This is a genomic window from Nocardia sp. NPDC059236 (assembly GCF_042754085.1).
Lineage (GTDB): Bacteria > Actinomycetota > Actinomycetes > Mycobacteriales > Mycobacteriaceae > Nocardia.
The window spans coordinates 117,740-131,178 of the sequence record NZ_JBHZAF010000012.1 but is presented as its reverse complement, the minus strand read 5'-3'; the positions used below and the strand labels follow the sequence as shown (position 1 = coordinate 131,178).

At 71.3% G+C, this 13,439-nt stretch carries 7 protein-coding genes; 3 read left to right on the top strand and 4 right to left on the bottom strand.

Annotated features, from left to right (window positions below; genetic code table 11):
- Positions 1 to 81 precede the first annotated feature (81 nt).
- Positions 82 to 1,377, top strand: coding sequence for an FHA domain-containing protein (locus tag ACFXIV_RS29070; protein WP_379398907.1), 1,296 nt, complete (start codon positions 82 to 84; stop codon positions 1,375 to 1,377).
- 43 nt (positions 1,378 to 1,420) lie between these two features.
- Here the strand turns inward: ACFXIV_RS29070 and ACFXIV_RS29065 are convergent, their stop codons facing one another.
- The 4 genes from ACFXIV_RS29065 to ACFXIV_RS29050 all read right to left on the bottom strand — a co-directional run bounded on the left by ACFXIV_RS29065 (position 1,421) and on the right by ACFXIV_RS29050 (position 9,993).
- Positions 1,421 to 4,513 (bottom strand): FAD-dependent oxidoreductase, encoded by a 3,093-nt coding sequence (locus tag ACFXIV_RS29065; RefSeq protein WP_379398908.1) that lies wholly within the window; start codon positions 4,511 to 4,513, stop codon positions 1,421 to 1,423.
- A gap of 97 nt (positions 4,514 to 4,610) precedes the next feature.
- A complete protein-coding gene (locus ACFXIV_RS29060; protein ID WP_379398909.1) occupies positions 4,611 to 6,965 on the bottom strand; it encodes a serine/threonine-protein kinase in 2,355 nt (784 codons plus the stop codon).
- Positions 6,962 to 8,668 carry a hypothetical protein gene (locus tag ACFXIV_RS29055; protein ID WP_379398910.1) on the bottom strand — a complete coding sequence of 569 codons (1,707 nt, stop codon included), beginning with the start codon at positions 8,666 to 8,668 and terminating at the stop codon, positions 6,962 to 6,964. Before ACFXIV_RS29055 ends, ACFXIV_RS29060 begins: the two co-directional genes overlap by 4 nt.
- A complete protein-coding gene (locus tag ACFXIV_RS29050) occupies positions 8,665 to 9,993 on the bottom strand; it encodes a hypothetical protein (protein WP_379398911.1) in 1,329 nt (442 codons plus the stop codon). Before ACFXIV_RS29050 ends, ACFXIV_RS29055 begins: the two co-directional genes overlap by 4 nt.
- 290 nt (positions 9,994 to 10,283) lie before the next feature.
- Between ACFXIV_RS29050 and ACFXIV_RS29045 the strand changes: the two genes are divergently transcribed.
- On the top strand, positions 10,284 to 12,587 hold the full coding sequence (locus ACFXIV_RS29045) for an FdhF/YdeP family oxidoreductase (RefSeq protein ID WP_379398912.1): 2,304 nt from the start codon (positions 10,284 to 10,286) through the stop codon (positions 12,585 to 12,587).
- Positions 12,584 to 13,396: a formate dehydrogenase accessory sulfurtransferase FdhD gene (gene fdhD, locus ACFXIV_RS29040; RefSeq protein WP_379398913.1), complete on the top strand. Its 813-nt coding sequence runs from the start codon at positions 12,584 to 12,586 to the stop codon at positions 13,394 to 13,396. Before ACFXIV_RS29045 ends, fdhD begins: the two co-directional genes overlap by 4 nt.
- Positions 13,397 to 13,439: the final 43 nt, after the last annotated feature.

The window sequence follows — 13,439 nt, the reverse complement described above, 5'->3', positions numbered from 1 at the left end:
CGGGATCGGCCGTATGCCCGCGCCGCGGAACGGTCCTATGCTTGGCTGCGATGTTGTGGGCGCCGGGAGAGGGAGGCGCGGATGGGTCGGATTCCGACGACGGTCGGGTTGATACCTGGGGCAGGACTGGTCGCCCGCTTCGGGAATGTGGTCATTTTCCTGCACGGTGAAAGTCCGTCCACGGAACGGATTATCGGTGCCGCTGAGACCGCGGCGAGCGCCGCGGATCCCGGTGTGGCGATCGCGCAGCGGCTGGCGGCGACCGTGTTCACCAGCAGTTCCGCACAGCCGCCGGCCTTCGGGGTGGTCGCGCCGACGGCGGGCGGGATCCTGATCCTGCTGCGCGGCGCGGTGACCGCCGCGGTCGACGGGCCCGAGGGCGCCCGCCTGCTGTCCGGGGAACGCGCCCTGACCTGGGCCGACGAAATCGTGCGCGATCCGATCCGGCGGCTCACCGTGGTCGCCGACGGCGCGGGCAGCGAACTGCCGCACACCGATCTGCGTGCCGGAGTCGTGGTGGGCGGCGGTTTCGTCCTGCACGCCCCGGTCTCGGGACTGACGGCCCCGCGCGCCGGCGAGACCCCGCCGAAAGCCGCGCCGGAGTCCCCTCCGGTCGCCGACCTCACCCGCCGGGCCCCGACCCCGACGCCCTCCCATACGCGTTTCTCAGGACCCATCCCGGCCCCGAGCGCGGAATCTGCTGCCGGACAGCAGGTTTCTCCGAATCCGCCGGAGCCCGCCGCCGAACCCGTGAATCCCCGCAATGCCGCCACGACTCCGGCTCCGGGCTCACGGCTCGCGGGTGACTCCGGTCCGGATCAGCCTGCGCCGGCGCTCGACAAGCGGGTGCGGATCGAGGCACAGGCCGACTCCGGACCCGATTCCGGCCGTCCGGCCGGGCGAAAGGATCGCCCCGCCCCGGAGGATCAACCACCGACCGCGGCGTACAGCCCGGGCGCCGAAGACATCGGCGAGCCCGGAACCCGCGCCACCGCCGGGCCGCAGCCGCCCACGACCTCTGCCATGGCTGCGGCAGGTGGGGCGCTCACCAGCACCGAGGGCGCGGTGTATCCGCTGGATCGCCCGTATGTGATCGGGCGGGACCCGATGATCGACGAGGCGGTGCGGCGGGCGGTGGCCTCACCCATCGTGATCGCGCGGGATCGGCACGTGTCGCGGGTGCACGCGCGGGTGTTCGTCGAGAACGGCCTGGTGTACGTGCGGGACGCGGGGACGCCGGGCGGTACCTTCGTGGCGGCTCCCGGTGCGGCGGACTGGGTTCGGGTGGGGCAGCGGCCGACGGAGTTGAAGGCCGGGTGGAGCCTGCGCATCGGCGAGCGGATCCTCACCTATCGCACGGCGCAGGCGGCCCCGTAGGTCGCAGTGCCGACCAGGTTGCTACTGCGCAGGACATCCCGCACTACTGCAATGCGGACCAGTCCCCTCGCTGTAGGGCATTCCGGGCCGCCCCCGGTATCGCCTTCCGGGCGCGGACGGCCTGCTGCGCGGCGGCCACATCGGTGGGGTGATGGCCGAGCACGATCGCCCCGACCACGCGGTCGCCGGAAATGACCAGCCGCCGATAGGACCGCCGGGGTGATTCGTCCACCACGATCACCTCGTCGCGCTGTCCCGGCTCGACCTGCCCGATGCTGAACAGCTCCAGGCCGACTCCCTTGAGGATGGTGGCGGGCGTCTCCGCGGTCAGCACCTGATCGCCGCCGAGCGCGTTCACCGCCGCGGCCTGCGCCTGTTCGGCGGCGATGGGCCACAGGCCGAGCACGCGGTCGCGGTGTTCGGCCACGTCTCCGGCCGCGTACACGTGCGGCACGGCGGTGCGCATGCGGTCGTCCACGAGAATGCCCCGCCGGACCGGGATTCCGGCGCGGGCGGCCAGGTCGGTATTGGGGCGGATGCCGGTGGCGGTGAGGAATACCTCGCACGGCAGCACCGTCCCGTCCTTCAGGACCACGGACCGGACCGGATCGGAGTCCCGGCCGGGCCCGCGCGGACTGCCGGGTGCGACCGCCCTGGAATCGGCTGTCAGCGCAGTGGTCTCGGCCCGGTGCCGGACCTCGATCCCGGCCCGGGTGAAGTGGTCCAGCACGATGGCCGATGCCCGCGGATCGAGCTGCTTGCCGAGCAGCCGCGGGCCGCGCTCCAGCACGGTGACGCGTAATCCCAACTGGTGCAGGGCATATGCGGCCTCGAGACCGAGCAGACCACCGCCGGCGACCACGGCGCGGACGCAGGATCGCTGCTGGGCGTAGGCGCGAATGGTCATGGCGTCCCCCGCCTCGCGCAGCACGAAGCTGCCGGGCCGGTGCAGTCCGGCGATCTCGGGCAGCGCGGCGGACGCACCCGTCGCGAGGATGAGCCGGTCGTAGGGCAGGACGTCGCCGGTGCCGAGGTGGACCCGCTGTGTCCGCGGATCCAGGTGTGTGGCAAGGGTATTGAGCCATGGCGTGATGCGGTGGTCCTCGTACCACTGTTCGGGCAGCAGGTGCAGGCCCTGCATGGCGGACCGGCCGGGTATGAGGCGGGAGATGCCCATGCGGTTGTAGAAGTCGTGGGATTCCCGGCCGACCAGGTGGATTTCGCAGTCGGGATGGCCGCGGCGCAGGAAGTCGGCGGCGGTGACGCCCGCGATGCCGGTGCCGATGACGACCAGGCTCATCAGGGAGCGATCGAAGTGGGCGGGGCGGTCGCCGGTGCCGCGCCCGGGCTCGGGGGTGAGCGAGACCCGGACACCGTCGCCGTTCAGGCGGGCACAGCACGCCATGCGGGTGTTGTCGGCGAATCCCAACCGGCGCAGGGTGTTCCGTTCATCGCCCGTCGGTTCGCAGAGCTGCTCGCCACCCGCGAGGACTGCGACCGGGTCGGCGCCGCAGACGCCCATGCGGCAGCCCGACTCCAGGGGCAGGTTCGCCTGCTCGGCGAGGTCGAGGAGGCTCACGCCGAGTTCGGCGGCCACGGTCCGGCCGTCGAAGTCCACCGAAGCCGCTGGGGCGGTGGCATTGTCGTCGTCGGTGCGCGGCCGCGGGAAGGGCAGCAGGACGGGTTCGGTGCGGGCGCCGGTGCTGAGCGCGTACTGGAGTTCGCTGACCCGGGTGCGGGCCAGGAACAGCAGGGTCGCGGCCAGTACGAAAAAGCTGATCGGCCAGCGCAGCCAGGCCACGCCGCCGACACCGGTGATGGTGGTGAACGAGCCGAGCAGCACCGGTCCCGCGAACCAGTAGAAGCCGTTGAGGGCCACCACCGCGTACACCGACGACAGCATGGCCGGGCTCACCCCGGTCAGCGCCTCGACGGCGAAGTAGACGCCCACCGCGACCAGCAGGACCAGGCCCAGCGTCAGATACCGTTGCGGCACCGGCACTCCCGGATATCCGGCCAGCACCATGAACCCGAGCACGAATCCGGGCAGCGCGGCGGCGAACAGCTTGCGCGGCGCGCTCCAGCCACGGTCCGGATCGGCCATATCGGCCTGGTAGGCGGCGCGCGGCTTGAAGTCGAAGCAGTTCTTGGCGCAGCCCACGCACGGGCGGCAGTGATTGTTGGCGATGGTGACGAACGGCGTCTGCCCGTAGGCGCGCTGCAGCGGGAACAGCGGGCAGATGCTGCTGCACCAGCCGCTCTTGCCCTTGAACACGACACCTCCGGTGAATGCGGCCAGCAGGACCGCGGACAGCACGAGACCCGTGGCGACGCCGCTGCGGTCCAGGCCCGCGAGGCGCGATCCGGCGATGCCGAAGAACAGGGCGACCGCGATCAGATAGCCGCGCTGCTGCAGCCAGGCCGGCGGCGTGAGCGCGCGGGTGAAGCGTAACAGCCGCGGCAGCTGATTGGTGGCGGCCAGCGGACAGGTGTTGCGCCACAGGCCCGGTGCGATGAGGAACAGTCCGGGCAGCAGCGGGACGACGATTCTGAAGAAGACGAACAGGCCGCCCGCGGGCCGCACGAACAGCGTGACGATGAGCGCCAGGTAGGCGGTGATGCTCAGGAAGCGCGCCGCCTGCCAGACCGGCAGCGGTATCCGGCTCGGCAGTTCGGTGAAGGCGGGGAACAGGTTTCGCTCGCCGGTCGGGTCGAGGCCGAGGATCCGGTTGGCGAGGGCCACCCAGCGCGCGGGTGTCGGCTCGCCGCCGGGCGGGCGGGGTATCGCGCCCGACGGACCGAGCACGGTCTCGGAGGGGACTTGCTCGTCCGGTTCGCCGGTCGGGGTGTGCAGCACCAGGATCTCGCTGCGGCCCAGGCGCACCACGTCACCGGTGACGAGTTCGCGCCGACCGGTCAGGGCCACGCCGTTGACGGTGGTGCCGTTGCGGCTGCCCAGGTCGACCACGGACAGGGCCGTCGGGGTGGGCACCAGCCGCAGGTGCTGCCGCGAGACCCCGCCGTCGGCCAGCACCTCGTGACTACCGTCGCGCCCGAAGACGATGGGCCCGTCCAGCAGCCGCCGCCGTGCGGGCCGTCCCCATTCCCGAATCTCGATGACCGGCCGCCCCGCCATGTTCGCGCCCCTTCTCCGGCGCAGTCGTCGATCTCGCTGCGCTCGTGCGTATATCGCCGGAATCCCGGTTAACCATTACCGCCGCGCTGCCTCGAGGTCAGGCGCGCTCCCGGAGCAGTTGCACCCGCAGATAGCGGTACCGCTTGCCGACCCGGCGGCAGCCGACGGCCAGGACCAGTCCGGCCGCGACACCGCCTGCGGCGCACACGATCACGCCCGGCAGGGTGGGTTCGCGGCCGAGCAGCACCCACGCCGCCCCGGCCGCCGCGATCCCGAGCAGTCCCGCGCTGATCGCCAGCCCGACGGTCGCGGCGAAGCGGGCACTGCCGCGCCGCAGCGTGCGGGCGTTCGATTCGGCGTATGCGGCGGCGAACAGCAGGAGCAGCAGGATTCCGACGGCCGTCGCTGTGGTCGTGGCCCGCTGCCGCGTCCGCACCCCGAACCGATAGGTGGCCGTCTCGGAACCCGCACGGGACAGCGACAATTCACCGGTCAGCCGACCCGCGAGCACGTACTGGTTCACCGGCGCGGACAACTCCCCCGACCCGCCCGGCAAAGCCGCACCCTGTCCCCCGGCCCGCACACCCAGCACATCCACCGACAGCTTCGCCTCATCTGCGTCCACCCCGCTGACCGTGATCGGCACCGGCTTGGACAGATCGAGATCCACAATCCCCGAGGCGGGATCCATCCCGCCGATCCGAATCATCCCCGCAGGCGGCACATTCCGCCCCGGCCCACCCACCCCGAGCACCGCAACCACCCCCGTCACCACCACCAACAACGCCGCCACCAGCAACGGCACCCGAGGCGACGGCAGCGTGACCACCCGCTGCACCGGCACCAGATCCGCCCGATCCACCTCCGCCAGCCGCACCCCACCACGCTGAATCGGCTCACGCGGCCGTATCCGCTCCATCGGCGCGGAAGCCCCGGGCCCGAAACCCCCACCCGGTCCGGGATCCTGCCTCGGCTCGAAACCGCCAACCACCCCGGAACCTCCACGTGGTCCTGGACCTCCACCCGGCCCGAACCCGCCGCCCGGTCGCGGACCGCTTCCATGACCGAATCCAGCTGAGCCACTGCCGAACCCGTGTCCGGCGGGCATTCCGGCTCCACCCTGTCGCTGGGGTGCAGCGGCCCCGCCGCGCGAGGCGGCTGCCGACACGCCTCGGTCGGCTCGCCGTGTCGGTTCCGAGCGGGGGTCGGCGGGTGGCGGCACAGCGCTACCCTGCCCCGCGCTCGGGTCTGACGGCGATCCTTGCGGGGTGGCGGACCCGCCGGGGGTCCGCCGCAGGTCTTCCCGTAACACCGAGTCGGCAGTGGGTGCGTTCGGCGGGCGTTGCGGGCGAATCGGTTGTGGCGGAGGTGTTATCGACCCGGAGCCACGGTCGTGGATCACCGCGCCGGGCGGTGGGGCCATCGCGCCGGGCGGCGGGGTGTAGGGATCGTTGGGGCCGGGTCTCGGGGGTGGGGTCTGTGGAGTGAAGGGGCCGGGGGTGCGCGGGCCGCGGGCGCTGCCGGTGGCGGCGGCCACGATGGTGTCCGCGCCGATGACCGGAATGCCCACGGGGGTGAGCCAATTCGCGCCCCAGAAGTGGGCGGCGGGCTCGGCGATGGCGACGCCGAAGGTTTCGGCGGTGTCGTAGCGGTCGGCGGGGTCGGAGGCCAGGCCGCGCATGACCGCCTCCGCGATGGGCTGGGGGACGAACGGGGCCACCTCGGTCAGGGGGATCGGCTCGCCGTAGGCGTGGGCGAACAGCAGGGACAGGGCGTCGGGTCCGGGCGGGAAGGGCAGTACGCCGGAGAGCAGCTGGTAGAGCATGGTGGCGAGGGCGTAGACGTCGGTCGCGGGTGAAAGCCCTTGGCCGCGCACCTGTTCCGGCGCGATGTACGAGGGCGTGCCGATGATCTCGCCCGCCCGCGTCACCAGTGTGTCCGCGCCGCCGACGATCTTGGCGATCCCGAAGTCGGTGAGTTTGAGCGCGCCATTGGCCGCGAACATGAGGTTGGACGGCTTCACATCCCGGTGCAGGATGCCGCTGCGATGCGCGGCATCGAGCCCGGCCGCGCACGACAGTGCCACCGCCACCGCCGCGGTCGCCTCGAATCCCGCTGTGATGAAACGGTTCTCGACGGTGCCGCCGGGCAGGTACTCCAGCACCAGCAGGCACAGGTCGTCGTGCTCGATGTAGTCGTAGACCGGCACCACGTGCGGGTGGTCGAGCGCCGCCATCATCCGCGCCTCGTCGACGAACCGCCGCCGCACCTGCATATCGTCGGCGAACTGCGGCGGAATCTGCTTGATCGCGACCCGCCGGTGCAATCCGCGATGCACGCCGGCCAGCACCACCCCGCAGCCGCCACGCCCGATCTGCCCGCCGACCTCGTACCCCGGCAGCGCCGCCCGCACCCGGGCCAGCTCGGCGGTGCCGGTATTCCCCACGCTCATCGGCCCGCCCCCTCCGGCCGGAAGCCCGGTGCGCCGGGCCCGCTGCGCAGTGTCGGCTCGTCCCCCGGATCCGCCGCCCGGACTGCCGGTCCCGGGTCGTCCTTTCCACCGGCGGGATCCCGCCCGATCGTCGTCTCCCCGAGCCCGGCCCCGGACCGCGGCCGCTGCACCCCGCCGGGATATCCGACCGTCGAATCATCCACGCCCGCCGCCGAGTACCGGAATCCTTCGCCGCCCGGTCTACTGACTGTCGGCAGCCCGCCCGACCCCGTGGCATGTGGACCGCTTCCGTCTTGCATCTCGGGCAGGCTCGCCGAGCCCGGCGAATTCGTTGCCGCAGTAGCGCTTTCAGCTGCGTCGGGCTGCATGGCCGACGCCAGCGGCCCACCGCCCGGATATCGGCCGCCCCCGATTCCCGGACGCGCGATCCGGGTCGTCTCACCGCTCGGGTAACCGCCGGGAATCGGATCGGAAGCGGGTCCGCCCGGGAAGACCCGCATCGCACCCGGGGTCCCGGCGGGACCGGCCTGCGCCACGGCCTCTTCCGAGCCTGGTCCGCCGGGCGGGTGATACGGCACGAACTCCGTTGCGCCAGAGTCTGATTGAGCACGAACGTCCAGGTCCGGGTAGGTGCCGCCCGGGATTCCTACCGCACCGAGGTCGCGGAAGGTGCCGCCATAGGGCGGATTGGGGCCTGCCGCGCCGGCATTGGCATCGAGTTCCTTCGCGGCGGCGAGATCTTCGGGGTCGAGGCCGAGATCGTCGGACTGCCGCGGGGTCGGCGAGAGGTAACCGGCCACGAAGAAGAGGGCGGCGGTGGCACCCGCCAGGGCGAGCCACAGGGCGGTGCCCGGCACCCACCAGCGCGCCACCGAACCGGTGAACCCGATCATCAGGCCGATGCCAAGGGCGGGCGCGAGCAGGCGCAGGCCGCGCTGCCAGCGATTGGCCGAGAGGCGGTGGCGCGCAACGGTCAGTGCCGCGTCGGCAATGGCCAGGGCGGTCAGGACCGCGATGATGATGCCGAACAGCCCGTACACCGACGCGAGCGAACCCCGCACATCGACGACGGTGTGCACCGCGGTGAGCGGCTTGCCGTCCGCACCGATGAGCGTGAGGTCGGAGCCGATGAGCCCGGTCGCCTGCCCGTCCAGCCCGGCCGGATCCAAACGGTAGGTGAGCTTCTCGGTCTTGCCCGCCGCGACCGTCAATTCGACTGTCGTGGAATACGAATAGAAGTTCAGGCCGAGCACGTGCCCGGCGAGATCGACCCGCCGGACCGACACCGGATTCGCGGTCCCATTGGTCACCTCGACGACGACCTGCGCCACCCGCTTGGGATCCAGGCGCACCGGATTCCCGGCATCGGCACCGGCAATGGCCCGGCCGTCGAGGGTCGCGGTCGCGCTCACCCCGGTGGCGGCGCGGGCTGGTCCGGCCACGAAGACGACCGCCACGACCACGAGGGCGACCATGAGCAGGGCGCCGAGCACGGTCCCGCCGATCGCCCGGTGGCTGCGGGCACGCGCGGCCGGCCGCGATTCCCCCTCGGCGCCAACAGGTTCGGCGGGTCGCTCGGCGGCCGGCCGGCCGTCGTCCCATCCGGTATCGCGTTCCCACCGGACGCATCGGTCACTCGCGCACCGGAATTCCGGCAAGCTGGGCGGCTGCACCTGGTGCGGCGCGGGTGTGCGACTGGTCATCGGAGCCTCCGTGCCGGGAGATGGGAGATCAGGCGGTGGCCGTAGAACCAGCCGCCGACGAGCAGGAAGAACAGCAGCACCGTCATCGTCGCCGCGCCGCCGCCGACCTGGCTGACCAGCACGATGTCCAAGGGCGCGGCCAGCTTTCGCCCGCACTCGGCGGTCACCTCGTGCTGGCCGATATCGGTGCCGCCGGTGGCGAGGGTGGCCGCGAAGCCGCCGTCGGCCCGCGCCGTGGTGTCGGCGGCGGTGGTCCCGCCGATCGACAGCGTCACGTTGGCACCGGGATCACAGCCGGTGCCGCTGGCCTGCACCGGCGCCCCGGGCGCCACCGCGGGCGGCTCGAGGGAAAGCCCGGAGGTCTGCGCGGGAACGGGAGTGGTCGAGGCGGGCGGCTTGGCTTCCGAACTCGGCGGAACCGCCTCGGTGGTGGCCGGTGGCGGCGCGGCGGTCGTCAGCACCGGCGTGGTCGGCACCGGATTGGGTTGCGGCTGCGGCTGATTCCCGCCCGGCGTGGTGCCAGGAGGTATGACGGCAGTGACGCAAGCTCCGTTCGCAGGCTTGACCGAACCGTCCGGACAATACTGCGGCTGCGCAGACGGACACACCCCGCTCGACGGCTCGACCGAACCATCGGGGCAATACTGCGGCTGCGCGGAGGGGCACACCCCGCTGGAGGGTTTCACCGAGCCGTCGGGGCAGTACTGCGGCTGCGCCGAAGGACACACCCCGCCCGCAGGCTTGACCGAACCATCCGGGCAATACTGCGGCTGAGCGGACGGACAGACTCCGCTCGCAGGTTTCACCGAACCATCCGGACAGTACTGCGGCTGCGCCGAAGGACACACCCCGCCCGCAGGCTTGACCGAACCATCCGGACAGTACTGCGGCTGAGCGGACGGACAGACTCCGCTCGCGGGTTTCACCGAGCCATCCGGGCAATACTGCGGTTGCGCCGACGGGCACACCCCGCTGGAGGGTTTCACCGACCCGTCTGGGCAGTACTGCGGCTGGGTGCAGGTGGTCCAGCCACAGCCGGGGTCGCCGCCGCTGTCGCACGAGTCGCCGCACTGACCGCCGGGATTCGTCTTGCCGTTGCCGTGGCCGGGCGGGCCATCGTGGGTGCCGGTGCAATCGGTGTAGGTGCAGTCGTTGCCCGGCTGCTGGGTGATGACCGGCGGCGGATTCGGCGTGCTGGGAGGAACTTTCACCGGTGCGCGCTCCTGCGGCGCCGGGACGGAGACGGTGGTGAGCGGAACGGGTTGGGTGGCACCCGGATTCGCCCAGCCGATGCCGGCCGGCAGTGCGAGCGCGATGGCCGCCACGAACAGCAGAACAAGGTGTAGGGTCCGGGGTGAAAGTCTCACCGCGCGGGCCAGTTTCGCATGCCGGTCCCCACCGGCACGCCGAGCAGAATGCGCACATGTCTTCATTCGGCGTGACCTCGCTTGTTCGATGGTAAGGCCATCCACGTGCCCGCTGCCTTGTCTATCGCGGTAGTGATCACCCGCGTTCACACCCGAGACCGACCAGTCCGCTGGCTCGCGCGTTTCGCGCCCTACGATGCGGGTACCGACTGGGACGCCCCATCGCGCTGGAGAGGACAATCGGGACCATGTATCGTGCCGCGCCGAAGAGCGACATCGACGAGTCCGCGCTGACCGTCACCGCACCGAAGACCGAGGCCGCGGGCGTCAAGGCGGTCACCGTCGCACTGGAGCGCGCCGTCGAGGAGATGGGCGTGGTGCGCACCGCGCGCACGCTGGCCCGGGTGAATCAGCGGCACGGGTTCGACTGTCCGGGCTGTGCCTGGCCGGAACCAACCGGTCGGCGTCGCCCCGCGGAGTTCTGCGAGAACGGCGCCAAGGCCGTCGCCGAGGAGGCGACCCTGCGCACCGTCACCCCGGCGTTCTTCGCCCAGCACTCCCTCGAGGACCTGGCCGGCAAGTCCGGCTACTGGCTCGGCCGGCAGGGCCGCCTCACCCACCCGATGGTGCTGCGCGAGGGCGACACCCACTACTCCCCGATCGGCTGGGACGAGGCCTACCGGCTCATCGCCGACACCCTGCGCGGCCTGGACTCCCCCGACGAGGCCGTCTTCTACACCTCCGGCCGCACCGCCAACGAGACCGCATTCCTCTACCAGTTGCTGGTCCGCAGCTTCGGCACCAACAACCTGCCCGACTGCTCCAACATGTGCCATGAATCCTCGGGCACCGCGCTCACCGCCTCGATCGGCATCGGCAAGGGCTCGGTCACCATCGACGACTTCTCGAAGGCCGACCTCATCATCGTGGCCGGGCAGAACCCCGGCACCAACCATCCGCGCATGCTGTCCGCGCTCGGCGAGGCGAAGGCGCACGGGGCCACCGTGATCGCGGTCAACCCGTTGCCGGAGACCGGGCTCATCGGCTTCAAGGACCCGCAGACCGTCAAGGGCTTCACCGGCGGCATCACCATCGCCGACGATCTCCTGCAGATCCGCCTCGGCGGCGATATGGCCCTGTTCCAGGGCCTGGCCAAGCTGCTGTTCGAGGCCGAGGACCGCGCGCCCGGCACGGTCGTGGACCGCGCCTTCGTCGATACGCACACCGCGAGCTTCGCCGAATACGAAAAACAGATGCGCGCGGTCGATCTCGGCATCGTCGAGCAGGCCACCGGCCTGCGCCGCGCAGACCTGGACCGCACCGCGAAGCTGCTGGCCGAATCGAAGGCCACCATCATCTGCTGGGCCATGGGCCTCACCCAGCAGGTGCACGGCGTCGCCACCATCGAGGAGGCCACCAACCTGCTGTTGCTGCGCGGCATGATCGGCAAGCCCGGCGCGGGCGTGTGCCCGGTGCGCGGCCACTCCAATGTGCAGGGCGACCGCACCATGGGCATCTGGGAGAAGATGCCCGACGCCTTCCTCGACGCCCTGGACCGTGAATTCGGCATCACCAGCCCGCGCGAACACGGCTGGGACACCGTCAATGCCATCCGGGCCATGCGCGACGGCCGCGGCACGGTGTTCTTCGGCATGGGCGGCAACTTCGTCTCCGCCACCCCCGACACCGAGGTCACCGAGGCCGCCCTGCGCAATTGCGCACTGACCGTGCAGGTGTCGACCAAACTCAACCGCAGCCACGTGGTGCACGGGCGCACCGCCCTGATCCTGCCCACCCTGGGCCGCACCGACGCGGACCTGCAGGACGGTGTGCGCCAGCAGGTTTCGGTCGAGGACTCGATGTCCATGGTGCACCTGTCCACCGGCCGGCTGGACCCGGTGAGCGACCAGCTGCGCAGCGAGGTCGCCATCGTGTGCGAGCTGGGCGAGGCCGTGTTCGGTCCGGGCCACTCCGTGCCGTGGGGCGAGTTCCGGCGCGACTACGACAAGATCCGCGACGCCATCGCCCGGGTGGTACCCGGTTGCGCCGACTACAACCGGAAAGTGCGCGGCCGCAACGGCTTCCAGCTCCCGCACCCGCCACGCGACGCCCGCGAATTCCGGACCGCCACCGGCAAGGCCAATTTCGCGGTCAACGACCTGCACTGGCTGCCGGTCCCCGAGGGCCGGCTCATCCTGCAGACCCTGCGCAGCCACGACCAGTACAACACCACCATCTACGGCCTCGACGACCGCTACCGCGGCATCCACAACGGGCGGCGCGTGGTGCTGGTCCATCCGGAGGACATCGCCGCCCTCGGTTTCGCCGAGGACGATCTGGTGGACGTCATCTCCGAGTTCGACGACGGCACCGAGCGCAGCGTCACCGCCTTCCGCCTGGTCGCCTACCCGACGCCGCGCGGCAATGCCGCCGCCTACTACCCGGAGACCAACCCCCTGATCCCGCTGGACCACGTCGCCCGGCGCTCCAATACGCCCGTTTCCAAGGCGGTCACCATCCGCCTGGAACGCCACACCCACACGGTCGCATGAGCAGGGTCACCGCGCGCCGCCGCACCCTGCGCATCTCGCCCAGCGGCACCGTCACCCGGCCCGACACCCTGGCCGTGGAGGAACCGCTCGAAATCCGCACGGGCGGGCAGTCGCTGACGATCACCATGCGCACCCCCGGCGCGGATATCGACCTCGTGCACGGCTTCCTGTACGCCGAGGGCATCATCGACTCGGCCGAGGACATCGTCAGCGCCCGCTACTGCGCCGGCACCGACGAGAACGGGCAGAACACCTACAACGTGCTGGACATCCAGCTCCGGACCCCGGTCCCGGTGCAGCCCAGGCCCTTTCTGACCAACAGTTCCTGCGGATTGTGCGGCAAGACCGCCCTCGACGAGGTGCGCACCCGGATCCGGCACGCCATGCCCGCGGATTCGCCCCGCGTCGACGTGCACACCCTCGCCAAGCTGCCCGACGAACTGCGTTCCCGCCAGCAGGTTTTCGACGCCACCGGCGGGCTGCACGCCGCAGGCCTGTTCACCCCCGAGGGCGAAGCGCTGGCCGTGCGCGAGGACATCGGCCGGCACAATGCCGTGGACAAGCTGGTCGGCTGGGCGATCCGCGAGAATCGGCTCCCCGCACACGATCTCGTCCTCATTGTCAGCGGCCGAGCCTCCTTCGAGCTGGTGCAGAAGGCCATCATGGCGGGCATTCCGGTCATGGGCGCGGTGTCCGCCCCCAGCTCGCTGGCCGTGGATCTCGCCGCCGACGCCGGCCTCACCCTGGTCGGCTTCCTGCGCGGCGAAACCATGAATGTGTACACCGGTGAGGACCGTCTGGCGATGTGATCGTCGCCCGTTCCGCAGGGTGAGGCAGCGGGGTTCTTTTGCG